This is a genomic window from Lentzea aerocolonigenes (assembly GCF_000955955.1).
Taxonomy (GTDB): domain Bacteria; phylum Actinomycetota; class Actinomycetes; order Mycobacteriales; family Pseudonocardiaceae; genus Lentzea; species Lentzea aerocolonigenes_A.
Genome location: NZ_JYJG01000125.1, coordinates 20,871 through 43,910, shown reverse-complemented (window position 1 = coordinate 43,910; position 23,040 = coordinate 20,871). Strand labels below are relative to the sequence as shown.

Annotated in this window: 25 protein-coding genes; 18 read left to right on the top strand and 7 right to left on the bottom strand. The window is 68.3% G+C overall.

Annotation, left to right across the window (positions count from 1 at the left end; all coding sequences use genetic code 11):
- Nucleotides 1–126: 126 nt before the first annotated feature.
- Nucleotides 127–717, top strand: a complete 591-nt coding sequence (locus UK23_RS19375) for a vWA domain-containing protein (protein ID WP_231114578.1) — start codon at nucleotides 127–129, stop codon at nucleotides 715–717.
- Nucleotides 718–879: 162 nt separating this feature from the next.
- A complete protein-coding gene (locus UK23_RS19370) occupies nucleotides 880–1,818 on the top strand; it encodes a hypothetical protein (protein ID WP_052684814.1) in 939 nt (312 codons plus the stop codon).
- A 1-nt stretch (nucleotide 1,819) separates the two neighbouring features.
- Here UK23_RS19370 and UK23_RS19365 read toward each other — a convergent pair whose 3' ends face one another.
- Nucleotides 1,820–2,791 carry a hypothetical protein gene (locus UK23_RS19365; protein ID WP_045312968.1) on the bottom strand — a complete coding sequence of 324 codons (972 nt, stop codon included), beginning with the start codon at nucleotides 2,789–2,791 and terminating at the stop codon, nucleotides 1,820–1,822.
- 9 nt (nucleotides 2,792–2,800) lie between these two features.
- Entirely contained in the window at nucleotides 2,801–3,313 is a 513-nt protein-coding gene (locus UK23_RS19360) for a hypothetical protein (protein ID WP_045312967.1), read from the bottom strand.
- Nucleotides 3,314–3,372: 59 nt separating this feature from the next.
- On the opposite strand from UK23_RS19360, the gene UK23_RS19355 reads away from it, so the two are divergent.
- The 8 genes from UK23_RS19355 to UK23_RS19320 all read left to right on the top strand — a co-directional run bounded on the left by UK23_RS19355 (nucleotide 3,373) and on the right by UK23_RS19320 (nucleotide 10,460).
- Nucleotides 3,373–3,861: an HAD domain-containing protein gene (locus UK23_RS19355; protein ID WP_045312966.1), complete on the top strand. Its 489-nt coding sequence runs from the start codon at nucleotides 3,373–3,375 to the stop codon at nucleotides 3,859–3,861.
- An 89-nt stretch (nucleotides 3,862–3,950) separates the two neighbouring features.
- Nucleotides 3,951–5,072, top strand: coding sequence for an ABC transporter substrate-binding protein (locus tag UK23_RS19350; RefSeq protein ID WP_231114577.1), 1,122 nt, complete (start codon nucleotides 3,951–3,953; stop codon nucleotides 5,070–5,072).
- A complete protein-coding gene (locus tag UK23_RS19345) occupies nucleotides 5,069–5,989 on the top strand; it encodes an ABC transporter permease (protein ID WP_045312965.1) in 921 nt (306 codons plus the stop codon). The genes UK23_RS19350 and UK23_RS19345 overlap by 4 nt, the downstream gene beginning before the upstream one ends.
- Entirely contained in the window at nucleotides 5,989–6,759 is a 771-nt protein-coding gene (locus UK23_RS19340) for an ABC transporter permease (protein WP_231114576.1), read from the top strand. Before UK23_RS19345 ends, UK23_RS19340 begins: the two co-directional genes overlap by 1 nt.
- A gap of 3 nt (nucleotides 6,760–6,762) precedes the next feature.
- The gene (locus UK23_RS19335; protein ID WP_045312963.1) at nucleotides 6,763–7,794 is read left to right on the top strand and encodes an ABC transporter ATP-binding protein; all 1,032 of its coding nucleotides are present in this window, start codon (nucleotides 6,763–6,765) and stop codon (nucleotides 7,792–7,794) included.
- Entirely contained in the window at nucleotides 7,791–8,900 is a 1,110-nt protein-coding gene (locus tag UK23_RS19330; protein ID WP_045312962.1) for a low temperature requirement protein A, read from the top strand. The genes UK23_RS19335 and UK23_RS19330 overlap by 4 nt, the downstream gene beginning before the upstream one ends.
- Nucleotides 8,901–8,907: 7 nt before the next feature.
- Nucleotides 8,908–9,303 carry a VOC family protein gene (locus UK23_RS19325; RefSeq protein WP_045312961.1) on the top strand — a complete coding sequence of 132 codons (396 nt, stop codon included), beginning with the start codon at nucleotides 8,908–8,910 and terminating at the stop codon, nucleotides 9,301–9,303.
- Nucleotides 9,300–10,460, top strand: coding sequence for an MFS transporter (locus UK23_RS19320; protein WP_196777793.1), 1,161 nt, complete (start codon nucleotides 9,300–9,302; stop codon nucleotides 10,458–10,460). Before UK23_RS19325 ends, UK23_RS19320 begins: the two co-directional genes overlap by 4 nt.
- A gap of 12 nt (nucleotides 10,461–10,472) precedes the next feature.
- On the opposite strand, the gene UK23_RS19315 is transcribed toward UK23_RS19320, so the two are convergent.
- Nucleotides 10,473–11,876 (bottom strand): LVIVD repeat-containing protein, encoded by a 1,404-nt coding sequence (locus tag UK23_RS19315; protein ID WP_419503891.1) that lies wholly within the window; start codon nucleotides 11,874–11,876, stop codon nucleotides 10,473–10,475.
- A 171-nt stretch (nucleotides 11,877–12,047) separates the two neighbouring features.
- Here UK23_RS19315 and UK23_RS19310 point away from each other — a divergent pair, with 171 nt between their 5' ends.
- Nucleotides 12,048–12,650 (top strand): DUF305 domain-containing protein, encoded by a 603-nt coding sequence (locus tag UK23_RS19310; protein ID WP_045312981.1) that lies wholly within the window; start codon nucleotides 12,048–12,050, stop codon nucleotides 12,648–12,650.
- Here UK23_RS19310 and UK23_RS19305 read toward each other — a convergent pair.
- Together UK23_RS19305 and UK23_RS19300 are read right to left on the bottom strand one after the other, a co-directional pair.
- Entirely contained in the window at nucleotides 12,616–14,952 is a 2,337-nt protein-coding gene (locus tag UK23_RS19305; RefSeq protein WP_082114784.1) for an ATP-binding protein, read from the bottom strand. The genes UK23_RS19310 and UK23_RS19305 overlap by 35 nt on opposite strands.
- 15 nt (nucleotides 14,953–14,967) lie before the next feature.
- Nucleotides 14,968–15,294, bottom strand: coding sequence for an antibiotic biosynthesis monooxygenase family protein (locus UK23_RS19300; RefSeq protein ID WP_045312960.1), 327 nt, complete (start codon nucleotides 15,292–15,294; stop codon nucleotides 14,968–14,970).
- A gap of 80 nt (nucleotides 15,295–15,374) precedes the next feature.
- Here UK23_RS19300 and UK23_RS19295 point away from each other — a divergent pair, with 80 nt between their 5' ends.
- Nucleotides 15,375–15,962, top strand: a complete 588-nt coding sequence (locus tag UK23_RS19295; RefSeq protein ID WP_052684809.1) for a TetR/AcrR family transcriptional regulator — start codon at nucleotides 15,375–15,377, stop codon at nucleotides 15,960–15,962.
- On the opposite strand, the gene UK23_RS19290 is transcribed toward UK23_RS19295, so the two are convergent.
- Nucleotides 15,959–16,783, bottom strand: coding sequence for an SDR family NAD(P)-dependent oxidoreductase (locus UK23_RS19290; protein ID WP_045312959.1), 825 nt, complete (start codon nucleotides 16,781–16,783; stop codon nucleotides 15,959–15,961). The two genes, UK23_RS19295 and UK23_RS19290, sit on opposite strands and share 4 nt — an antisense overlap.
- A gap of 1 nt (nucleotide 16,784) precedes the next feature.
- A complete protein-coding gene (locus UK23_RS19285) occupies nucleotides 16,785–17,687 on the bottom strand; it encodes an SDR family NAD(P)-dependent oxidoreductase (protein WP_045312958.1) in 903 nt (300 codons plus the stop codon).
- Nucleotides 17,688–17,758: 71 nt separating this feature from the next.
- On the opposite strand from UK23_RS19285, the gene UK23_RS19280 reads away from it, so the two are divergent.
- The 6 genes from UK23_RS19280 (at nucleotide 17,759) to UK23_RS19255 (ending at nucleotide 22,970) form a co-directional block, all read left to right on the top strand.
- Nucleotides 17,759–18,685: a LysR family transcriptional regulator gene (locus tag UK23_RS19280; RefSeq protein WP_045312957.1), complete on the top strand. Its 927-nt coding sequence runs from the start codon at nucleotides 17,759–17,761 to the stop codon at nucleotides 18,683–18,685.
- A 57-nt stretch (nucleotides 18,686–18,742) separates the two neighbouring features.
- Nucleotides 18,743–19,639 (top strand): ABC transporter ATP-binding protein, encoded by an 897-nt coding sequence (locus UK23_RS19275; protein WP_045312956.1) that lies wholly within the window; start codon nucleotides 18,743–18,745, stop codon nucleotides 19,637–19,639.
- Nucleotides 19,623–20,348: an ABC transporter permease gene (locus UK23_RS19270; RefSeq protein WP_045312955.1), complete on the top strand. Its 726-nt coding sequence runs from the start codon at nucleotides 19,623–19,625 to the stop codon at nucleotides 20,346–20,348. The genes UK23_RS19275 and UK23_RS19270 overlap by 17 nt, the downstream gene beginning before the upstream one ends.
- Before the next feature lie 9 nt (nucleotides 20,349–20,357).
- Nucleotides 20,358–21,512: a sensor histidine kinase gene (locus UK23_RS19265; RefSeq protein WP_045312978.1), complete on the top strand. Its 1,155-nt coding sequence runs from the start codon at nucleotides 20,358–20,360 to the stop codon at nucleotides 21,510–21,512.
- A 199-nt stretch (nucleotides 21,513–21,711) separates the two neighbouring features.
- Nucleotides 21,712–22,335: a response regulator gene (locus UK23_RS19260; RefSeq protein ID WP_045312954.1), complete on the top strand. Its 624-nt coding sequence runs from the start codon at nucleotides 21,712–21,714 to the stop codon at nucleotides 22,333–22,335.
- A complete protein-coding gene (locus UK23_RS19255) occupies nucleotides 22,335–22,970 on the top strand; it encodes a hypothetical protein (RefSeq protein ID WP_045312953.1) in 636 nt (211 codons plus the stop codon). Before UK23_RS19260 ends, UK23_RS19255 begins: the two co-directional genes overlap by 1 nt.
- The last annotated feature ends 70 nt before the right edge of the window (nucleotides 22,971–23,040 follow it).

Sequence of the window (23,040 nt, the reverse complement as noted above, 5' to 3'; positions counted from 1 at the left end):
CTCCTCGGTGTCCGACCCTCTGTCCGGGAGGAATGTCGCGCAAGGGCCCGTTGATGTGTCAGCGAATCATCTTTTTGTCCACGAACGATCAACACGATTCGGTAACCGTTTCCCCGGTGACGCTTGGTGCTGAGGGGGAAGCCGATGGTGCTGGACGTGTTGCCCTGCTACGTGGTCTGCGACGTGTCGTGCTCGATGACCGACCACATCGCCGAGGTCAACGCCGGAATGCGCGAGTTCCGCGGGGTGGTGCACGCGGAACGTCGCGCCGCCGCCCAGATTCGGCTCTGCGTGGTCGTTTTCGCTGACAGCCCGCAGGTCGTCCAGCCGTTGCGCGCGGCGATCGACCCATCCGAAACTATTACACCGCAGCAGGAATCGGGTTCCGACTTCGGATCCGCGTTCACCCTGCTGCGCACGGTGATCGAGCGCGATGTGCACAGCCTGAAGGCACAGCGGATCCGCGTGCGCCGGCCGGTGCTGTTCTTCATCTCCGACGGCCACGCGACCGATCACGCCTGGCCCGAGGCGCTGGCACGGCTCACCGCCACGGCGTCGTGCCCGGAGATGATCGCGTTCGGGCTCGGTGCCGTCGACCCGCCGGCACTGGACCGCATCAGCACCTCGCGGGTCTTCCTCGGCCGCGACGGTGTCCGGATCGGCATCGCCCTCGCCTCTTCGGTGGCGCGGACGGTCCTGCGGCCGGACCACGTCTGACTGTGCCACCACCTCGCGATGGTGTCCGATCACGTCGCACCCATGTCTGACCTGAGCGGTGTTTCCACGACCCGTCCGATCCACGGCGTGTCCACTTCTCGTCCACACGCCCGACGCAACCTGCCTCCGCCGCACGTGAGCGCGCAAGGGAGGAGAGCGGAGATGACGACGACGCACGCGAAGCTGGTCCGTGAGCTGAAGACCCTGCGGAAGGGGAGGGGCGTGCACGGCAAGATCGCGGACCGGGTGGGTCCGGATCTGGCCGCCGCGTGCGGGATCACCAGGGCGGACGGGCCGTCGGCAGCTCGCCAGAAGCTCGTCACCAGGCTCACCGAGCTGGTCGAACAGCTCCCGGAGGACCTCCAGCTCGCCGCGCGGGCGGCGTTCGGGCTCATCCCCGACGTGCGTCATCCGCTCTACCAGGACCGGGTGACCTGGGTGGCGGCCGCGATCGACCGCGACTCCCGCACCGTGCGCCGGCGCGTCGACGAAGCCGTGGACCAGCTGGCCGAACTGGCCGCCACCACCACGCGGCGCGACGCCGGCGGCTGGCACACCGCGGAACTGGCCGTGGCCGTGGCGCTCGACCAGGGGCAGCCAGAGGTGCTGGAGCGCTACCAGGTCGTCGTCGACCAGGACGGGGTGGACCGGCTGGAATTCGCCGCGGTGTTCCCGGTGCACCGGCGGGACGTGGACGTGCACCTGCTCTACGGCGGCACGCTGCAGGAGCGCTCGGCGTCGCACGAACGCCCCGGCTTCGTGCTCGTGCCGGCCGAACCGCTGGCCCGCGGCGAGACGCACGACTTCGCGATCCGGTACCGGTTGGTCAACCGCGACGTCATGCGCCCGTGCGTGCTGCACGTGCCCGAACGGCCGTGCGAGGTGTTCGACCTGCGCGTGCGGTTCGAGCACGACCGCAGGCGGCTCGTGCGGACGTTCGACGGGGTGTTGCAGCGGTCGGACGGCGAGCCGGACGGGAGCCAGCACGCGGTGGACCGGGCAGGGGAGATCCACCTGAGGTTCCGGCGGCTGCTCCCAGGGCTCCTGTACGGCGCTCGGTGGGGAGGATCGGCGGTGTGCTCGGCCCGGCGGGCGTCCTGATCTACTTGGCGTCGTTGTTGAAGGACAAGAGGCACCAGCCGTCGGACTCCTTCTGCAGGAAGCCGCCCGCCTTCGTCTCGGTGCCGTTGAGCGTGTACCACATGCGGACCTGGCCGCCGTCGTTCGCCTTGGTGGTCTGCACCTTGTCGTGCAGGCGCAGTTTGCCGCCGGCGGCGATGGCCTTCTCCGCCCACGTGTTGACGGCGCGCGCGGTGGAGCACATGTACTTGCGGGCCGAGGCGATGTCCTTGTCGTTCACGGCTTTCGCGAACGCCTGCATGCGGCCGGTGGCGCTGTCCGGGTCCGGGTCCGGTGGTGGTTCCTGGGAGTCGGTGACCGGGACGAAGCCCATTTCGCAGACGACGTACTTGTTGTCCTCCTCGAACATGGCGAGCACGCCGCGTTGCTTGGAGAGGCCGCTGTCCTTCGGGTAGTCGACGGACATGATGGCCACGGTGGCGTCCTTGTTGCCGTCGTTGTAGATCGGGTCGCTGGGCTTGATCTTGCGGACCTCGTCGACCTTGAAGGTGGCCTGGACGTCTGCCTTCTTGCTCTTGGGCTTCAGCGGTTCGATGTCGCGGTAGAGGATCTCCTCGGCCCGCGAGATGTCCTTGCCGTCGGCCTTGGTGCGGCCGTCCTTGCACGTGAGGACGTTCACGAACTGGTCGACGTCGCGCCGGTTGAGCGCGGCCTCGACGGCCTTCGCGGTGCTGTCCGGCGAGGACTGGTCGACGGCGACGGCTGGGCGCGACTTCAGCCAGCCCGGCCAGACCAGCCCCGTGCCGAGGACACCGGCGGCGGCCAGCAGGACGACGAGGCCGAGCACGAGGAAGACCACCGGGGACTTCTTCTTCGGCGGCACGGGTGGCGGGCCCGGGTACGGCGGGCCCCACTGGGGTGGTCCGTACTGCGGTGGTCCGTACTGGGGTGGTCCGTACTGGTTCGGTCCGGGCTGGTTCGGCGGCTGCGTCAACGTGGTGTCCTAAGCGGCGGGGCCGGAGGGTGGCCGGTAGTACGGCTGTTGCTGTTGCAGGTACTGCTGGGCCTTGCGGTGGCGGGCGCGGCGCATCAGCACCACGACGAGGACGACCGCGCCCGCGCCGAGCAGCAGGAACGTCACGGCGGCGACGACCACCCCGGTGACGATGGTCTTCGTGACGTCGGCGTCGTCGTCCGGCTTCTCGGTGACCTGGCGTTCGCCGAACGCCTCGCGCAGGTCGGCCTCGGTGTAGCGCTTACCGGTTCCGTCGAGCGTGATCACCAGCCGGTCGAGGTGCTCGGGGTAGGTGTCCCAGACGATCTCGGCGACCTTGTCGGGGTCCGAGCCGGACGCGCTGATCTCCAGGGTGTCGGTGCCGTTGTTGGAGCGGTGGTACACCGAGACCTTCTGGTAGCCCTCGTGCTGGATGCGGGACTGCAGCGTGGCCAGGTCGGCGAGCGAGGCGCAGCCGGTCAGCGCGGCGCACAGCAGGACGAACAGGGCGAACCGTCTCATGTCAGGGAGATTAGGGAAAAGCGCTGCTCCGCGCCTGGGAAACGGGCAGTCTTGCGCAGATGAAGCCACTCGTGGTGCTCGACGTCGACGGCCCGCTCAACCCGTGGGCGGCGAAGACCAAGCCCGCGAACTACCGCCCGTTCGACATCAGGGTCGGCTGGTGGCGCAAGCTCCGGATCTGGCTCGACCCGGATCACGGTGACCAGTTGAGACGGCTGGCGGACGAAACCGGGGCCGAGCTCGCGTGGGCCACCAGCTGGTCCCACCGGGCGAACACCGAGATAGGGCCGCGGCTGAACCTCCCGCCACTCAGGGTGATCGACTTCCACGACGAGCACGGCTGGAAGTACCCCGCCGTCGCCCGCCACGCCTACGAACGGCCCCTCGTCTGGTTCGACGACGACTTCGGGTTGCACCGGGACCGGAACCGGGATTTCGTCCACAAGCGACGGCACCTGACCACCGCTCTCATCCACGTCGACCCCGCGACCGGGATCACCGCGCGGCACTTGGGCGAAGCTCGGAAAGCATTCAGCAGCAACCCGTAGTGCACTGAGAATTCACCGTAGGAGTCGAGAAGGTCTCAACCGGCGCGGCTGGCTTGACAACGAAAGCCGTCCGCGCGAATCCTCCGCCTGTGCTGAAGCGAGGGAACGTCACCACGAAACTGATCGGTGTCGGCGCCTTGGTGCTGGCCGTGGCCGCCTGTGGCGCCCCGCCCGCAAAGGAGACGCAGACCGGAGCCGCCGGGACCGCCAAGTCGGCGAGTGAGCTCGGTGGCATGGACAAGCTGGTCGAGGCCGCCAAGAAGGAGGGCAAGCTCAACGTCATCGCGCTGCCCCCGGACTGGGCGAACTACGGCGAGATCATCAAGGCGTTCGAGGCCAAGTACGGCGTCAAGGTCGACTCGGCCCAGCCGGACGCGTCCTCCCAGGACGAGATCAACGCCGCGAAGCAGCTCAAGGGCAACGACCGCTCGCCGGACGTGTTCGACCTCGGCCTGAACGTGGCCCTGGCGAACAAGGACCTGTTCGCGCCGTACAAGGTCAGCACGTGGGACGACATCGCCGCGGAGCTCAAGGACGCGGACGGTGCCTACTACGGCGACTACGGCGGCTTCATGTCGATCGGCTACGACGCCGGCAAGGTGCCCGCGCCGACGAGTGTGAAGGACCTGCTCAAGCCCGAGTACAAGGGCAAGGTCGCGCTCAACGGCGACCCGACGCAGGCCGGTGCCGCGTTCTCCGGCGTCGTGATGGCGTCGCTGGGCAACGGCGGTAGTGCCGACGACATCAAGCCCGGTGTCGACTTCTTCAAGCAGCTCAAGCAGGCCGGCAACTTCCAGCCGGTCGACCCGTCGCCCGCGACGATCGAGTCCGGCCAGACGCCGGTCGTCATCGACTGGGACTACACCAACGCCGCCCAGACCGAGAAGCTCAAGGGCAAGATGGACTGGAAGGTCGTCGTCCCGGCCGAGGCCCAGCTCGGCGCCTACTACAACCAGGCCATCAGCAAGGACGCGCCGCACCCCGCGGCCGCGCGCCTGTGGCAGGAGTTCCTCTACTCCGACGAGGGCCAGAACCTCTACCTGAAGGGCATGTCCCGCCCGGTTCGCCTGGAGAAGATGGGCGACAAGGCGGACAAGGCCGCGAAGGACAAGCTGCCCAAGACCGAGGGCAAGCAGGTGTTCCAGACGCAGGCCCAGGCCGACAAGGCCAAGGCCGTCCTGACCGCGACCTGGGCGCAGGCCATCGGATGACCGCAGTCGCTCCCGTAGCGACGACGCCCGGCGGCTCCACCCCTGCCAAGAGGGGTGGAGCCGCCGGTCGGCCATCTGTGGCCGCCTGGCTCGTCGCGGTGCCGTTCCTCGCGTTCGTCGGCATCTTCCTCGTCTACCCCACGGTTCTCGTGCTGTTCGGTGCCTTCCAGGACTCGAACGGCGCGCTCACGCTCGGCAACCTCACGACCCTGTTCACGGGCGTCGTCTTCGACGCGTTCGTGCGCAGCATCGAACTCTCCGCGCTCACGGCGGTGATCGGCGCGATCTTCGGCGCGCTGCTCACGTGGGCGGTCGCGGTCGGCAAGCAGGAGGGCATGGTGCGACGGGTCGTCGTGGCCGCGTCCGGAGTGCTCGCCCAGTTCGGTGGCGTGCCGCTGGCGTTCGCCTTCCTGGCCACGATCGGCTTCGAGGGCCTGGTCACGAAGTACCTGCGTGACAACGTTGGCATCGACATCTTCGCCGGCAGCGCGTGGTTGTTCGAGCTGCCGGGCCTGACGCTCGTCTACACGTTCTTCCAGATCCCGCTGATGGTCATCGTGTTCCTGCCCGCGCTGGACGGCCTCCGTCCACAGTGGCGTGAGGCGAACGCGTCGCTCGGCGGCACGAGCTGGACGTACTGGCGCCACGTCGGCGGCCCGATTCTGACGCCGCCGTTCCTCGGTGCGCTGCTTCTCCTGTTCGCCAACGCCTTCAGCGCCTACGCCACGGCCGCCGCGCTCGTCTCGCAGGGCAGCCCGATCGTGCCGCTGCAGATCCGCGGCTTCCTCACCGGCGAGGTCGTGCTCGGCCAGGAGAACCTCGGCAAGGCGCTCGGCCTCGGCATGGTGATCGTCGTCAGCATCGCGATGGGCGTGAACGTGCTGCTGCAGCGGAGGGTGGCCAAGTGGGTTCGCTAGTGAAGCAGCGTGTTCTGCGCACGATCATCCTGCTGGTCCTCGGCGTCTACTTCATCCTGCCGCTGATCGCGATGGCGGAGTTCTCCACGCGCGGCAAGGGCGGGAGCCGCAGCCTCGAGTCGTGGACGGGCATCGTCGACGACGAGGGCCTGATGGAGGCGCTCGTCAACTCGCTGCTGCTGTCGGTCACCTCAGCGGTCCTGATGCTGGTGCTGCTCGTGCCGACGATGGCGTGGATCCGGCTCCGGCTGCCGCAGCTGCAGCGGCTCGTGGAGTTCCTGTGCCTGCTGCCGCTCGCGATCCCCGCGATCGTGCTGGTGGTCGGCATGGCGCCGCTCTACGCGTGGGTGAACTACTTCCTGGGCGACTCGCCGCTGACGCTGACCTTCGCCTACACGATCCTGGTGCTGCCGTTCGCCTACCGCGCGGTCGACGCCGGACTCGCCGCGATCGACCTGAAGACGCTCGCCGAAGCCGCGCGCAGCCTCGGCGCGTCGTGGTTCACGGTGCTGTGGAAGGTCGTCGTGCCGAACATCCGCGTCGCACTGATCGGTGCGTCGCTGTTGTCGGTCGCGTTGGTGCTCGGCGAGTTCACCATCGCGTCGCTGCTCAACTTCGACACGCTGCAGGTGCAGGTCAACCTGCTGGGCAAGCGCAACGCGGGTGTGTCCATCGCGGTGTCGTTGCTGTGCCTGCTGTTCGCGTTCGTCCTTCTGTTCGCACTTTCCTACGTCGGCCAGCGGCGCCGTCAGACCGTGGTCGAGGAGTAGAAGATGGGTCACCTGGAACTCACGGGACTGCGCAAGTCCTTCGGCGGCAACACCGCGCTCGACGGGCTCGACCTGGAACTGGCCGAGGGCGAGCTCGTGTCGCTGCTCGGGCCTTCTGGCTGTGGCAAGACGACGGCGCTGCGGATCGTCGCGGGCTTCGAGACGTCGGACTCCGGCACGGTCACCGTCGGCGGCAAGGACATCACCCGCGTGCCCGCCAACAAACGGGACATGGGCATGGTCTTCCAGGCCTACAGCCTCTTCCCGAACATGACCGCGGCGCAGAACGTCGCGTTCGGCCTGAAGCTGCGCAAGGGCGACTCGAAGAAGGCCGGCGAGCTGCTGGAACTGGTGGGTCTGGCGCATCTGGGCGGCCGTTACCCGCACCAGATGTCCGGTGGTCAGCAGCAGCGTGTCGCGTTGGCGCGCGCGTTGGCGATCCAGCCGCGCGTGCTGCTGCTGGACGAGCCGCTGTCCGCATTGGACGCCAAGGTTCGCGTGAACCTGCGTGACGAGATCCGTCGCATCCAGACGGAGCTCGGCATGACGACGCTGTTCGTCACGCACGACCAGGAGGAGGCGCTCGCCGTCTCCGACCGCGTGGGCGTGATGTCGCACGGCCGCCTGGAACAGCTCGACACGCCTTCTGTGGTGTACCGGGAGCCGAAGACCGCGTTCGTGGCGCAGTTCGTCGGTGTCACGAACTCGGTGGAGGCCAAGGCGGAGGGCCAGACCGTCGTGGTCAACGGCGTCACCCTGCCGGCGACGCACGACCAGCCGTCCGGAAGCGACGTTCGCGTCATCGTGCGGCCGGAGGACATCGGTGTTTCCGCACACGACGGCGACTCGAATGGCAAGATCGTCGGTGATGTACTGACCCAGTCGTTCCTCGGGCCGGTCACGCGGATCTCGGTGAGGGTGGGCGAGCAGGTGCTGCGCGTCGACCAGCCGTCCAACACCGCCGCCGCCTACCAGCCGGGAACTCGGGTCGCGCTCGACCTCAGCGAGTCACGGATCATGGTGGTGCCTGGATGATCAGAAAGCTCCTCGCGCGCGACACGGCGGAGGCCCACCGGGTCGCGACGCCGTTGGAGCTGCTGTTCGACCTGAGCTTCGTGGTGGCGGTCGCCCAGGCCGCCGCCTCGCTGCACCACGCCGTGGCCGAGAACCACATCGGCCACGGCGTGCTCGCGTTCTGCATGGCGTTCTTCGCGTTGTGGCTGCCGTGGCTCAACTTCACCTGGTTCGCCAGCGCCTTCGACAACGACGACACGCTGTACCGGATCATCACGATGATCCAGATCGCCGGCGTGCTCATCATCGCCGCCGGCATCCCGCGCGTCTTCGAGCACGACGACTACCGCATCGTGGTCGCCGGTTACGTCGTCATCCGGCTCGCGATGGTGGTGCACTGGCTGCGGGCGGCGCGCGACAACCCGGCGCACAAGAAGTGCGCCACCAGGTACGCCATGGGCATCGCGGGCATGCAGGTGCTGTGGGTCCTGTGGGTCGTCGTCGCGCCGCCGAGCTTCGCGATCGCGCTCTGGGTCGTGTTCATGATCGGCGAGCTGCTGGTGCCGGTCTGGGCGGAGCGCGCCGAGGCGACGACCTGGCACCCGCACCACATCGCGGAACGGCACGGCCTCTTCACCCTGATCGTGCTCGGCGAGTCGATCCTGTCGACCACGATGGCGTTCCAGAAGGGGTTCGACAGCGGGGTCAACCTCGTCTCGCTCGCGGTGGCGTCGCTGATCATCGTGTTCTCGGTGTGGTGGATCTACTTCGAGGCGCCGACCCACCTGCTCTCGATGAAGACGGCGTTCCTGTGGGGATACGCCCACCTCTTCATCCTCGGGTCGATCGCGGCTCTGGGTGCGGGCTTGGCGGCGAGCGTCGACTACGACCTGCACCTCGCACACGCGCCGGGGATCGCCATCGCACCGTTCACGACGGTGCCGCTCGCGATCTTCTTCCTGTGCGTCTGGTACGTGCAGGACTGCCCCGGTCAGGCCGGGCCGCGCAAGTACCTGCTGCCGCTCGGGGCTGTCGCGGTGCTCGCCGCGACGTTCGGACCGGCGCCGATCCACGTGACGGCGGGGATCACCCTGGTTCTCGTGATCCTCACACGCGTGGTGCGATGATCAGCACATGACCGGTGTTCGTGAACTCCGCCTAGTCGTCACCGCTGCCGACTACGACGAGGCCCTGCGCTTCTACCGAGACGTGCTGGGCCTCGAGCAACGGGCGGCGTTCGCGTCCGACGGCGGACGGGTCACGATCCTGGAGGCCGGGCGGGCCACACTGGAGATCACCGACCCGCCGCACGCCGAGTTCATCGACCAGGTCGAGGTCGGGTCGCGGGTCGCCGGGCACATCCGGGTGGCGTTCGAGGTCGACGACTCCGAACGGACTACGCGTGAGCTTGCAGCCGCCGGTGCCGAGGTCATCGCGGAACCCACGCGCACACCGTGGAACTCGCTGAACGCCCGGCTGCGAGCGCCGGCCGGACTGCAGCTGACGCTGTTCCAGGAGCTGGGCGAGTGACGATCTCCGCTGCCGGCTACCGCGATCTCGCGAACCGGGACGTGCTCGCGTGCGCCGTGGTCACGGTCGCCGCGAAGTTACCGATGTCGATGACGCCGCTGATGATGGTGTTCCTGACCAAGGACCTGCCCGGCGGCTTCGTGCTCGCGGCTTCGCTGACCGCTGTCTACGTGCTGGGAGAACTGCTCGGCGCGGCACTGCTCGGGCTGCTGCTCGACCCGTCGCGGATGCGCGGCCAGCTCGCGGCCGGGCTCGTGGTGGGCGCGGGCGCGTTCACCACGCTGGCGTTGACGACGAACGTGACGGTGCTCGTGATCGCGGCGTTCGTCGCGGGCGCCGGACCGTCGACGACACCGGGCGGGCTGCGCGCGATGCTGCTCGGGCTGGTGCCGGACGCGTTGGTGCCCAAGGCGATGGGCTTCGACGCCATGATCACGCAGGTGGTGTGGGCGGTGGCGCCCGCGCTCGTGACCGTGCTGGCGTTGAGCGTCGACCGGCGGGCACCCGTGGTGGTGTCGGTCAGCTTGATCGTCGTGGCCGCGTGGCTGGTGTTCATCCTGCCGCGCGGGCACGTGACGTCCCGTTCCGGCAGTGCGAAACCGCATGTGGTCGCGTCGGCGTGGCCGATCTACCTGGTGAGCGCGGCGGCGCTGGCGCAGCTGGCGGTCGCGGAGCTGGTGCTGCCGGCGTTGCTGGAGCACCGGGGGATCGGCATCGGCTGGATCGGGCCGTTGCTGACCGGCTTCGCGGCGTGCAGTGCGCTCGGTGCGGTGTTGTACGGGCTGCGGCCGTGGCCGGGATCGTTGCGCACCCAGGGACTCGTGCTGCTGGTGATCACGGCGACGTGCGTCGGCGCGGTGGCGTTGTTCCCGAACCTGCCGGGTATCGCGGGTGCGTTGCTGGCGGCCGGGTTGTTCCAGTCCGGGGTGCTGGTGACGCGGAGTCTCGTGCTGCGCGAACGGCTTCCCGTCGGTGCGCACGCGGCCGGGTTCTCGATGATGTACGCGGTGACCGGTGCGGGATATGGCCTCACCGCTGTCGTCGCCGCGTGGGCGTTGGACGCCGGCTCGCCGATCTGGGCGGTTTTCGGTGGTGTGGCAGTGACTTTGGTCCTGACAGCGATCAGCGCGGCTGCCGAGCGCCGGCAGCCGCGCTGAATCAGACAGCCACTACCCGCGGTAGAAGTTGCCCTGGGTCTGCACGTTCAGCTCGTCCGTGCGGAAGAACTTCGCGACGAACGTGCGCGGGTCGCGCATGTCGATCACGTCGAAGCCGCGGCCCATCTCCGAGGAGTAGATGTAGCCGTTGTACCAGTAGGTCGACCACGTGCCGCCGGACTGCTTATTCGGCATCGGGCCGCGCTCGAAGAAGCCGATCTCACGCGGCTTGCTCGAGTTCGTGAAGTCCCACACCGAGACGCCGCCCTGGTACCAGGACTGCACCATGATGTCCTTGCCGGGCACGGGGATCAGCGAGCCGTTGTGGGCGACGCAGTTCTCCGAGTCGGCCTGCATGCGCGGGATCTTGTAGTAGGACTTGAACACCAGCTTGCGGTTCTTGCCCTTGCCGACGATGTCGTAGATGCCGTTGGCACCACGCGTCTGGCCGATCTTCTCGTTGCAGGTCGCGGCGCCACCGCCACCGAGCTCGTCGGTGAAGACGACCTTGGTGCCGCTGTTGTTGAACGTCGCGGAGTGCCAGAACGCGAAGTGCGCGTTGTCCTGGACCCGGTTGATCTCCACCAGGTTCTCCCGGTCGGAGATGTCCCACAGGACGCCGTCACCCATGCACGCGCCGGCCGCGAGGTCGAGCTGCGGGTAGACGGTGATGTCGTGGCAACCGGTCGTGGCCGAGGTGTAGCCGTGCTCGATGTCGCCGGGGACGCCGGGGTTGGCGCCGTCCGGGAAGAGCACCGGCGCCTTGAGCAGCGAGGCCGCCGCCGGGTTCTTCACGGGAACCTTGACGATCGAGATCTTGTCGTGCGGCGGCTGGCAGTCCGGGAACGTGGCGCTGGGCGAGTAGGACGAGACGTAGAGGTACACGTCCTTCTTGTTCTTGCCGGGCACCAGCGTGTGGGTGTGCGAACCGCAGTCGGTCTCGACGGCGGCGACGTACTTCGGAGCCGCCTTGTCCGTGATGTCGAAGACCTTGATGCCCTCCCACGACGACTTCTCGGTCGCCGGCTGCGGAGTGCTGTTGCAGGAGTTGTCGTTGCGCGACGAGTCGGTCGACAGGAACAGCAGGTTCCCGTACACCGAGACGTCGTTCTGCGAGCCGGGGCAGAGCACCGAGCTCTTGATCTTCGGCGCCCGCGGGTTGCGGATGTCGTAGATGGTGAAGCCGTTGTAGTTGCCGACGAACGCGTAGTTGTCCTGGAACGCGATGTCGGTCTGCGTCTGGTCGAGCGGAGCCACCTTGTCCAGGTGCGACACCAGGACCATGTTGCGGCTTCGGCTGATCTCGTTCTCACCCGGAATGCCGTTGACCGCTTCGGCCTGCGACTCGAGCTGCGCCTCGCTCAGTCCAGCGCCGTCGGACGGCAGGTCGGGTTCGGCGGACGCGGTCGCTGTCAACGTTGACAGCGTCAGCACGAGCGCCCCCAGGATCGCGAAAGGCGTTCTGCGCCGCCGGGCCGTTTCGCGTGAAGTCACTGCTCATACCCCCTCAGAACGGGTTGATGAGGGGGAGTATGACCCGTTCGCCTTGCTAAGGGCCAGCGTCTTTCGGAGGGTATTGTGCGGTTCATGCGTTCTGGGGTGGTGGGGCTTGTCGTCGTGTTCGCGCTGATCACGGGCTGTACATCGGAGCCTGATGCAGCGCCGGTCATCGCGCCGGACACGCCTGGGGGATCGGCGCAGACGCTGGCGCCATCGGACGCTTCCCGAGCCGTTCCGCCACCGCCGAACGACGCCGACAAGCTCTACGTGGCGATGATGATCGTGCATCACGAACAGGCGCTGGCGATGACGCGGTTCGCCCCTGACCGTGCGCAGAACGAGACGGTGAAAGGCCTGGCGGACCGCATCCGGTACAGCCAGGAGCCCGAGATCGGCGCCATGAAGCAGTGGCAGCGGACGTTCAACGCGGTGGGCGGGCACGAGGACCACGGTTCGATGCCCGGCATGGCGACGCAGGACCAGCTGAACGCGCTGGGTGCCACGCGGGGCAAGGACTTCGACCGGATGTTCCTGGAGCTGATGATCAAGCACCACGAGGGTGCGATCAAGATGGCGACGGACGTGAAGGGTGCCGGTGTCAACGTTCAGGTCGAGGAGATGGCGGACGACGTGATCGCCGTGCAGACCGACGAGATCAACCGGATGAAGGCCCTGCTTCCCGCTGTGTGAGACGATCACGCGCCTTGGCGACGTCGGTGTGGCCGAGGCGTTCGTAGATTTCGAGCGCCTCTTCCCACGCCTGACGGGCCTGATCACGCTCGCCGGTCGCGAGGTAGGTGTCGCCGAGGTTCACCAGGGTCGTGGCGACCTCGTACTGCTCGCCGATGGCCGTGAACACCTGCAGCGACACCCGGTAGTGCTCGATCGCGCCCGCGAAGTCGCCGAGGTGGTGCAGGTTGTAGGCGATGCTGTCGAGCGTGCTGGCCTCACTCAGCCGGTCGCCGCCGCTTCGGCTCAGCGAAAGCGCTTTCTGGCACTGCTCGAGTGCTTCGACGTGACGGCCGAGCAGTCCGTAGAACCAGCCGACCTGGTTCATAGCTCCGGCGCGTTCGGTTTCGGAGGTGGCCAGTTCCACGGCGCGTCGTCCGTGGTGCAGCGCTTGGACCAGATCACCCCTGGTCTCGTTCAGGAACGCGAGGGCGCGATGGATTCGGCCCTGTCCGTCTGTCAGGCCGTGGCGTTCGTACAGGCTGAGGCTCTCGGTCAGATGCGCTGACATCGACGAGAGGTCGCCGATCCGCTCGTGGATGTGGGCGAGGGTGTGATGGAGGCGCGCCGCCGCACGGTCGTCCTCGAGTCGTTGTGCGGCGGCAAGTCCTGAGTTGGCCACGGCGATCCACTCGTGCCATCTGCCGGACCGGTTCAGGTGGACGCCCAAGCACCAGGTGAGCTGCCAAGCGTGCCGGTCGAAGCCCTTGTCAGCGGCTTCTCGGCTCAACGCGATCATCACGTCGGCCTCGTCAGCCAGCCATTGGAGGCACGCGTCGTCGCCTTGCACACGTTCGACGGCGACGCCCGCGACCGGCGGCGGCAGAGTGAGGGGCCGGCGGTGTGAGTAGAGCCGCGTGTCCGTCTCGTAGGCGCTGTGCAGATAGTGGTCGAGCAGCCGGTGCAGGGCTTCGCGTCCTTCGGTCTCGCCGACGAGGTCGTGGGCATGCGCTCGGACGAGGTCGTGCAGTTCGAACCTTCCTCCGGCGTCCGTGATCAGATTCGCGGCGACCAGTTCGGCCAGGGGCGATGCGGAGCCCGCGAGGCTGGTCGCGGCCGCGGCGGACACGTCCGGCCCGGGATGGACGCCGAGCAGCCGGAAGAGGCGTTGTGCGGCGGCGGAAAGCCGTTGGTAGGACCAGTCGAACACGGAGCGGACGCTGGTCGTTTCCTCGCCGGTGTCGAGGAAGTCGAGCACGTCGTCATGTGTGAAGTCGTCGGCGAGCGCGGTGAGGGAGTGGTGCGGATCGGCACGGGCGGCCACGATCGCGAGTGCGAGCGGCAGTCCGCCACAGCGTGCGGCGAGCCGGGAGAGCGCATGGGGCTCGGCGGCGGCGCGAGCGCCGATGCGCAGGGTCAGCACTTGTCGTGCTTCAGCCTGGCCGAGCACGTCGATCCGCAGCCTGGTGGTGACAGCGAGGTCGTCCATCCGGTCGCGGCTGGTGATCACCACGTGGCAGGTGGGGTCGCCGGGGAGCAGCGGGCGGACCTGGTCGGCGTCACGGGCGTTGTCGAGCAGGAGCAACATGTGCTTACCGCGCAACAGTTTTCGGTAGAGCGCTGACTGTTCGCCGATGCTGGGGGGCATGCTGTCCGGCGGAACGCCGAGCGCGCCGAGGAAACTGCGGACGGTGTCCTCGGGACGTGCCGGCGCGGTCGTGTCAAAGCCTCGCAGGTTGACGTGCAGCTGCCCGGCCGGGAAGTCGGCCTCGTTCGCCCACTGCAGCGCGAGCGCCGTCTTACCGGCCCCTCCCACACCGCTGAGCAGGGTGACCGGGCCGGTCCGGCGCAGCACGGCGAGCTCGCGATCACGGCCGGCGAACTGAGCGAGCGGCGCGGGGACTTGGCGGGGTACCGGCACGAGCGTCTCGGCGATTCTTCGTTCCGAGGCCAGCTTCACCGCCGTCGCGCGCACGGCGTCGATGCCTTCGAACGCCTCGCCACGCCACAGCGTGAGTGCCTCAGCGTAGCGACCCTGGTTGCTCAGCGCGCGGAAGTCGATCAGGTCCGAGTCGGTGACGTGCGCGAGGTAGCCGGTCACGTAGGTGTGTATGAAGTCGGCTTCAACTAGCGCGCGCCGGAGCCTGCTGATCGCGGTGCGCACGGCTTGGGTCTCGCCGAGTTCGTGCAGTGGAACGACGTGGTTCGCGTTGGCCACGAGGACTGCCAGAAGATCGCGTCCGCGGCCGGGCGGTAGCTCGATCGACCGCCCGCCGACTTCGATCGTGAGAGGGCCGAGCACCAGGAAGCGAACATTCCCCACGAGGGGGATTATCGCCTACTCGGTGCGCTGCTGAGGCAGCACCAGGTCCTCGCAGTGGGTGAAGCGCTCCGGCTCGTTGCCCGTGACCAGGCGTGCGATCGTGCGGTGGCCCTTGTGCGCCTCGCGGAACGCATCGGAGGCGACCCAGGCGCGGAAGGCCTCTTCGGACTCGAACTCGTTGACCGAGACGTACGGCTGGTCGTCCTGCGTCGGCTTGAGCAGCGTGCTGCGCAGCAGGCCGGGGACTCCGGGCAGGTGGGTGCGCATGTTGCCGCGGAAGTAGCGCTCGAACTCCTCGGACATGTCCGGGTTCACGAACATCCGGTTGGTCGCGATGAACATGCTGGCCTCCGTGATTCCGACGCTCTGTCGGAAACTATTCCAACACTCCGTCGGGAAATCAAGCGCGATACGATCCGGGTGTGCCGAGGATCAGCGCAGACACCGTGGCCGAGCACCGCGCCAACAGGTTGCGCGCCCTGCTGGACGCGGGGCGCGAGATCGTGGCGACCGAGGGAGCGGAGGCGCTGACGCTCGCGTCGCTGGCGAGACGGGTCGGGCTGTCGCGGCCGAGCCTCTACGAGTACTTCCGGTCACGTGAGGAGCTCGTCGCGGCGATCGTGTCGGACGCGCTGCCGGAGTGGGCGGACAAGCTGGAGGACGCGGTCAACGGCGCTTCGACCGTGGCCGCGAAGATCGAGGCGTACCTGCGCACCGAGCTGGCGATCATCACCGACGGCAGCCACGGGGCGGTGGTGGCCCTGTCCGCGCACACGTTGCCGGACTCGTCGCGCGAGCAGATCAGGGCCGAGCACGAACGGTTGCTGGCACCGCTGGTCGGGGTGTTCAAGACCGCTGGGGTGCAACGGGCTCAGCTGCGGGCGATGCTCGTGCACGCCATGGTCGAGGCGACGTCGCGGATGATCACGCCGGGGCGCACCGACCACAACGAAGCGGTCATCCAGACGTTGCTCGACCAAGTCGTGCACGGGCTCGATCAGCGTCTCTAGCTGAACGGGACGGTGTTGCCGTGCCGGACCAGTTCGCCGTAGTGCTCGGGTTTGACGGGGTTTGCCGCGAGATCGAGCAGTGCGGTCGCGGCCTGGGCCGGAGTGGGGGCGGCGCTGACGTCCCACCACAGCGCGGAAGTCGGCGTGTTGATCATGCCTGGGCAGACGGACGCGATCAGGATGCCTCTCGCGAGGTCTTCGGCGCGACGTTCTGCTGCCAGCACGCGGACGGCTGCGACCTGGCCGATCTTCGACGGGATGTTCACGAAGCCGGGCCACGCGGTCGCTTTCGCGCGGCCGTCCTTCACCTCGTCGCGCCAGAGCGCGATCTGCTCGTCGATCTCGTCCAGAGTGGACGGTCCGGTGAACCTCCTGTGCAGCACCGGGGCCAGGTGGTGGAGGGTGCCGAGTGAGCTGGCGACAACGAGTAGCCTGCCGTTGTCGTTGAGGAGTGGCGCGAACGCCTTGAGCAGCCTGGTGGTGCCGAAGTTGTTGACCTGGGTGTAGTGGTCGACGATCTCGCGCGGATCGTCGTCGGGGCCGACGCGCATGACCGCGTTGCCGAAGACGATGTCGATGCCACCGTGGCGTTGCTGGATCTGTTGTGCGACACGGGTTGCGGCGTTGGGGTCCGCGACGTCGAGCAGTTCGCCCCTGACCTTGGCGCCGCCGCCGGGCATGCACTGCACGGCGGTCGTCACGCGGTTCATGTCGCGGCCGGTGAGGTAGACGGTGTCGGTGGGCTCCAGGCGTTGGGCCAGGCCTTCCACCAGAGCCAGCCCGAGGCCCTGAGTGGCACCGGTGACGAGTGCGACTGTCATTTCAGGCCTTCGCGAGGAGGGTTTCGGAGTACGTCCACAGGCGTTCGGCGGCGTCCGGGTCGAGGGCGTAGCGGGCGACACCCCGCATCGGCGGGGCCTCGCCGCGGCGGTCGACGGTCTGGGCTTCTTCGCAGTCGTTGAAGTAGCGGCCGCCGATGCCTTCGAGCAACGGTGAGGTGGCGACGAGGACCGACGTCGCGGCGCCCTGTTCGGCGGACTTGACGAGGGCGGGGTCGACGGTGCTCCGGCCGTCGAGGTGGCGTTGCAGGTTCGTGAAGATGACGCCGGGCATGACGGCGTTCGCGGTGATGCCGTCGCTTGCCCAGCGCCGGGTCGCCTCGACGGTGAACAGGACGTTCGCGGTCTTGCTCTGGCCGTACGCGAGCCACGGGTCGTAGCGGCGGAACGCGAAGTTCACGTCGTCGAAGATCACGGGGGACTGCATGTGGGCGGTGGACGTGACGGCGACGATGCGGGCACCCTCCGTCTTGAGCGCCTCGTGCAGGCCCGTGGTCAGCGCGAAGTGGCCGAGGTGGTTGGTGGCGAACTGCCATTCCCAGCCCTGGCCGGTGTACTGCTCCGGGGTCGCCATGACGCCGGCGTTGTTGATCAGGACGTGCAGCGGACCTTCCCACTTCCGGGTGAATTCCGCGATGGAGGCGAGGTCGGTCAGGTCGAGGTGGGCGACTTTCACGTTGCCGCCGATGTCGTTCGCGGTCTTCTCGCCCGCGGCGACGTCGCGGACGGCCAGCGTGACCTCGGCGCCCGTGCCGGCCAGCGCCCGCGCGGTCTCGACGCCGATGCCGGAGGACGCGCCGGTGACGATCGCGCGCCTGCCGGTCAGGTCGATGCCCTCGGCGACCTCGGCCGCGGTGCTGCTGAATCCGAACTGAGTTTTGATCACGTCTTCGACGCTAGGCTCGGTCCGGCCATGCGGGTAGCGAAAGTTCGGCAACCAGGGTATGCGTAGACGTCATGTCCTTCACCGACGCTTCGCTGGTTGCCCTGCGGGTGTTTCGCGAGGTGGCTGAGCGGGGGACGTTGACAGCGGCCGCCTCGGCGCTGGGGTACACGCAGTCGGCGGTCTCGCGGCAGATCGCGGCGCTGGAACGGGCGGCCGGGGTGCCGTTGCTGGAGCGGCGGTACGACGGCGTGCGGCTCACGGCGGCTGGACGGCTCGTGCTGCGCCGTGCGGCCGTGGTGGTCGATCAGGTCGATGCTGCTGCACGAGAGCTCGCGGGGTTGCCGGAGGAGGACGCGAGCACGTTGCGGCTCGGGTGGTTCGCGACGGCCGGGGCGTGGCTGGTGCCGCAGGCGTTGGTGGAGTTGAAGCGCACTCATCCGTCCATCACTGTCGTCACGCGTGAGGGCAGCACACCGGCGTTGGTGCGCGCGCTGCGAGCAGGCACGGTGGACATCGCGGTGATCTCGTCGTCGCCGCCGTTCAGGGCGCCTGATGACGAGACGCCCGCGCTGGAGGTCGAGGTGCTCGCCGAGCGGAGTCTGCGGGTGGCGGTTCCGGCCGCGCATCCGTTGGCGCGCAACGACTTCGTGGACATCGCTGATCTGCGGGGGCAACGGTGGATCTCCGGGCCCGGCGACCAGATGGTGATGGGGGTGTGGCCCGGGCTGGACGAACGGCCGGTGGTCGCGCACACGGCTCGGGACTGGCTGGCGAAGCTGCAGCTGGTCGCGGCGGGGCTCGGGATCACGACGGCTCCCGCGGCCCTGGTGTCAGTGGTACCCGATGGAGTGAGGATCTTGCCGGTGCGGGGCGGGCCTGCCGAGCAGCGGCAGATCCTGCTGGCTCGGCTGCCTGGGCCGATGCCGGAGCCTCTGGCACGGTTGGCGGCTGTGTTGCGGGCTGGTGTGGTGGAGCAGCGGCATCAACCGATCGGTTGATCCGGGTGTCGCTGCTCGATCGATGATCTTCGGGGTGTGTTCTTCGAGTCTTGTCTTATGGCAATCATCGAAGTGCGCGACCTCGGCAAGAGGTACGGGCCCCGCGTCGCGGTGGACTCCGTCTCGTTCGAGGTCGCCGAGGGGGAGATCTTCGGCATTCTCGGGCCGAACGGGGCGGGCAAGACGACGACCGTCGAGTGCGTGTCCGGGCTGCGGACGCCGGACCGCGGGAGTGTGTCGGTGCTGGGGCAGGCGCCTGCCGACGTGCGGGCCGCGATCGGGGTGCAGCTCCAGGCCTCCGAGCTGCCCGAACGGATGCGGGTGGGCGAGGCGTTGTCGCTGTTCTCGTCGTTCTACCCCGCTCCTGCCGACTGGTCTGCGCGGCTGGGGTTGTCCGGGCATCTGAAGGCGGAGTTCGGGCAGCTGTCGGGTGGGCTGAAGCAGCGGTTGTCGATCGCTTTGGCGTTGGTGGGGTCGCCGCGGGTGGCGATTCTCGACGAGCTGACGACCGGGCTCGATCCGCAGGCGCGGCGGGACACGTGGTCGGTGATCGAGGACGTGCGGGCGGCGGGCGTGACGATTCTGCTGGTCACGCACTTCATGGAGGAAGCCGAGCGGTTGTGCGACCGGGTTGCGGTGTTCCGCGACGGGCGAATCGCCGCTGCGGACACGCCTTCCGGGTTGGTGTCGCGTGTGGACGGTTCGTGCCGGGTGCGGTTCGTGCCTTCCGCTGCCTTGGACGTCGCGGTGCTGGAGGCGTTGCCGGAGGTGTCGTCGGTTTCTGTGGTGGGGGAGCAGGTTGTCGTGAGCGGGTCGGAGAACCTGTTGCACGCGGTCACTTCCCTGCTGGCGCGCAAGCAGATCGTGGCGCGGCAGCTCCGGGTCGACCAGGTTTCGCTGAACGACGCCTATGTTCGGCTGACTGGGGGTTCTTCAGATGTTGCGGATCATTGAGATCGAGGCTCGGCTGTTCGTTCGCGATCGGCTGAACTCGTTGTTCTCCCTCGTGTTTCCGTCTCTCCTGTTGCTGGGGCTGGGGGCGATTCCGGCGTTGCGGACGCCCGATCCGCAGTTCGGCGGGCTCCGGTTCATCGACAGCTATGTGTCGTCTGTGGTCGTGTTCACGTTGGTGTTCATCGGGATCCAGCGCGTGCCGGCGGTCGTGGCGACCTACCGGGAGAAGGGCGTGCTGCGCCGGTTGGCCACGACGCCGATGCATCCGGCCCGGTTGCTCGTCGGGCAGCTGGTCGTCAACTTCGCCGCGGCGATCTTGTCGGTGCTGCTGACTATCGTGGTGGCATACGTCGTTTTCGACGTCGACCTGCCTCACCATCCGCTCGGCCTGGCGTGTGCCGTGCTCTTGGGAGGGGCTGGGACGTTGGCGCTGGGTCTGGTGATTGCCGCACTGGCCCCGAACGCGCGAGCGGCCGGTGGTTGGGCGACGGTGGTGTTCATGCTGCTGATGTTCGTCGGCGGCGTGTACCTGCCGAGGTTCATGCTGCCCTCGGTTGTGGTGAAGATCGGCTCGTACTCGCCTCCGGGTGTGGAGGCGCTGCAACAGGCGTGGCTCGGCACCGCGCCGGACTGGAGGCATCTCGCGATCATGGGGCTGGTGAGCCTCGTGGCGGGTACGGTCGCGGCCAGGACCTTCCGCTGGGAGTAGCTCGTGGACATGCCCGCGTTGGACAGGTGGGAGCACAGGCTCGGCTTCATCGGGCGCGTGATCCCGTACTTCGTGCTGACCGTGACCACGGTGCTGTACTCGATCTTCACGTCGCAGTCGGCGTCTGAGCGCTGGTTCACCTACGGCGTGGTGGCGTTCGGCTTCGTGTGGATGCTGTGGTGGTTCACGCTGCACCCGTCGTGGCACAGCCGTCCTGAGCTCATGGCCGTGTTCATCGGCGGCATGGTCGCGTTCTACGGAGTGCTGAGCCTGCAGGAGCACTGGTTCGGCGCGGTGTCGTACGCGGTCTACATCTACGCGAGCGAGTTGCTGCGCGGCCGCTGGATGTTCGTGGTCGTGGCGCTGACCGCCGGTCTGGCGACGCTGTCGCTGTTCGGCGGCTACCCACCGGCGGGCGAGGAGGCGGCCTTCTGGTTGCTGCTGCTCGTTTTCGTGGTGGTCGCGTGCACCTTCACGTTCGTGGGCCACGTGACAACCGAACAAGCCAGGCTGCGCAAAGAGCTGCTGGAGGAGAACGAGGGCCTGCACGCCCAGTTGCTGGTGCAGGCTCACGAGGCGGGCGTGCAGGACGAGCGCCACCGCCTGGCCGGCGAGATCCACGACACGCTGGCGCAGGGCCTCACGGGCATCATCACGCAACTGTCGGCGGCCTCCGCTGCCGACTGGGAGCACCGCGTGTCGGTGGCGGCGTCGCTGGCCCGGTCGAACCTGGCAGAGGCTCGCCGCTCGGTGCACGCGTTGCGCCCGCCCGCGTTGGACTCCGCTGCGCTGCCCGAGGCGCTGGACGAGGTGGCCTCCGGTTGGTCCACTGTGTACGGCGTGCCGGTGTCGGTGACCTTGACCGGTGCCGTGCGCATGATGCACCCGGAGGTAGAGGTGGCCCTGCTGCGCACCGCCCAGGAAGCCCTGGCGAACGTGGCGAAGCACGCCTCGGCCTCCCGCGTGGGCCTGACCCTGTCCTACATGGAGGACGTGGTGACCCTGGACGTGCGCGACGACGGCGTGGGCTTCGACCTGGCCTCCCCGTCGTCGGGCTTCGGCCTGCCCGCGATGCGCCACCGCGTGCACCGCCTGTCCGGCGCGCTCTTCGTGGAGTCGGAGCCGGGGTCGGGCACGGCGATCTCGGCGAGGGTGCCGGCGTGACGGGCGGGGCTTTGCGGGCGACGGTGCGGGGCGCCTTGTGTCGCGGGGGTGGCCGCATGAGTGACGGTGCCAGGTGTCAGCGGCCTTCAGGCGGCGCAGGTGCTGGCGTGGCGTGGTCTTGGGCGACGAGGGGTGGCCGCGTGAGCGATGTGGTGGGCGGCGGCGCGTGGTCTGCGCGTGGCTTGGCGGAGGTGCCCGCGTGATCCGGCTGGTGATCGTCGACGACCACCCGGTGGTGCGCGACGGGCTGCGCGGCATGCTGGCCTCGCCCGACTTCGAGGTCGTGGGCGAGGCGGCCTCTGGCGACGAGGCCGTGGCGGTCGTGACGGCGGTGTCGCCCGACGTCGTGCTGATGGACCTGCGCATGCCGGGCTCCGACGGCCTGTCCGCGATCGAACGGCTGCGCACCCATCCGTGCCGTGTGCTGGTGTTGACGACCTACGACACGGACCGCGACGTGCTGCCCGCGATCAAGGCGGGCGCCACGGGCTACCTGCTCAAGGACACGCCGCGCGACGAGCTGCACCGGGCGATCCGGTCTGCTCACGCGGGTGAGGCGGTCCTCTCGCCCGCGGTGGCCACGCGGCTGCTCGGGCAGGTGCGGGAGCCTGCCGAGGAGCCGTTGTCGGCGCGGGAGCTGGACGTGCTGGGGTTGGTCGCGCGCGGCTCCACGAACAGGGCGGTGGCGGCGGCGTTGTTCATCAGCGAGGCGACGGTGAAGACGCACCTGCTGCACGTGTACGCGAAGCTCGGGGTGTCGGACCGGGCGGCAGCGGTGGCGGTGGCGTACGAGCGCGGACTGCTCAAGACGCGGGAGCGGTGATGGTGCCGGAGTGGTACCGCGACAAGCCGTTGGTGAACGGGGCGGAGCTGCTGCCTGAGCCGTTGTTCTGGCTGAACCACTTGGCAGGTTGCATGCCCGATGGCGTGCAGGAGATGGCATTCGGCGCGGACTGGGAAGACGCCGAGGAGTTCTACCTGGAGCGGATGGCGTCACATGACGAGTGGCCGGTCATCACGGCGGAGCTGTCGGACGGCAATGCCATCCACGTCGTGTACCGCAACCTCGACGGCGACATGGGCGTCGACTACCTGTTCTCCACGCCGAGCTGGAGCGAGGAGTTGACGCTCGCCGAAGGCTCCTTCAAGGGACCTGGGCTGGCTTGGCACGAGCTGGAGCGATTGCCTGAACATCTGTTGTTGCTGTTCCCGATGCTCGGCGACCTGTCGGTGCCCGATCACGCGGTTGATCTGGTCGCCGCAGCACTCGCAGAGGTGGGGGCGCCGCGCGAGCTGGCCATCGCGTTGCTGGAGCAGCAGGGGATGGCGGGTCAGGCCGAGTGGCGCGAGCGGGATGGTGTCTGGATCTGCGAAAGCGACTACAGCCCGCGGTGTCCGTACAACGAACACGCGCTCGCACCGGAGCGGCTGGCCGCGGTGAGCGCGGCGCTGAACTGAGCAGGACCGCTGAGCGGAGGTTCCCCCGCGGCGGGACCACTTCGGTTGGTCCCGCCGCCTGCGGCAACTC

What these genes read in the sequence shown, in the direction of transcription:
- UK23_RS19325 (WP_045312961.1), top strand. Translation starts at nt 8,908, where the DNA reads ATGACCGGTGTTCGTGAACTCCGCCTAGTCGTCACCGCTGCCGACTAC.
- UK23_RS19255 (WP_045312953.1), top strand. Translation starts at nt 22,335, where the DNA reads ATGGTGCCGGAGTGGTACCGCGACAAGCCGTTGGTGAACGGGGCGGAG.
- UK23_RS19270 (WP_045312955.1), top strand. Translation starts at nt 19,623, where the DNA reads ATGTTGCGGATCATTGAGATCGAGGCTCGGCTGTTCGTTCGCGATCGG.
- UK23_RS19310 (WP_045312981.1), top strand. Translation starts at nt 12,048, where the DNA reads ATGCGTTCTGGGGTGGTGGGGCTTGTCGTCGTGTTCGCGCTGATCACG.
- UK23_RS19370 (WP_052684814.1), top strand. Translation starts at nt 880, where the DNA reads ATGACGACGACGCACGCGAAGCTGGTCCGTGAGCTGAAGACCCTGCGG.
- UK23_RS19300 (WP_045312960.1), bottom strand. Translation starts at nt 15,294, where the DNA reads ATGTTCATCGCGACCAACCGGATGTTCGTGAACCCGGACATGTCCGAG.
- UK23_RS19280 (WP_045312957.1), top strand. Translation starts at nt 17,759, where the DNA reads ATGTCCTTCACCGACGCTTCGCTGGTTGCCCTGCGGGTGTTTCGCGAG.
- UK23_RS19330 (WP_045312962.1), top strand. Translation starts at nt 7,791, where the DNA reads ATGATCAGAAAGCTCCTCGCGCGCGACACGGCGGAGGCCCACCGGGTC.
- UK23_RS19335 (WP_045312963.1), top strand. Translation starts at nt 6,763, where the DNA reads ATGGGTCACCTGGAACTCACGGGACTGCGCAAGTCCTTCGGCGGCAAC.
- UK23_RS19290 (WP_045312959.1), bottom strand. Translation starts at nt 16,783, where the DNA reads ATGACAGTCGCACTCGTCACCGGTGCCACTCAGGGCCTCGGGCTGGCT.
- UK23_RS19275 (WP_045312956.1), top strand. Translation starts at nt 18,743, where the DNA reads ATGGCAATCATCGAAGTGCGCGACCTCGGCAAGAGGTACGGGCCCCGC.
- UK23_RS19265 (WP_045312978.1), top strand. Translation starts at nt 20,358, where the DNA reads ATGCCCGCGTTGGACAGGTGGGAGCACAGGCTCGGCTTCATCGGGCGC.
- UK23_RS19345 (WP_045312965.1), top strand. Translation starts at nt 5,069, where the DNA reads ATGACCGCAGTCGCTCCCGTAGCGACGACGCCCGGCGGCTCCACCCCT.
- UK23_RS19360 (WP_045312967.1), bottom strand. Translation starts at nt 3,313, where the DNA reads ATGAGACGGTTCGCCCTGTTCGTCCTGCTGTGCGCCGCGCTGACCGGC.
- UK23_RS19355 (WP_045312966.1), top strand. Translation starts at nt 3,373, where the DNA reads ATGAAGCCACTCGTGGTGCTCGACGTCGACGGCCCGCTCAACCCGTGG.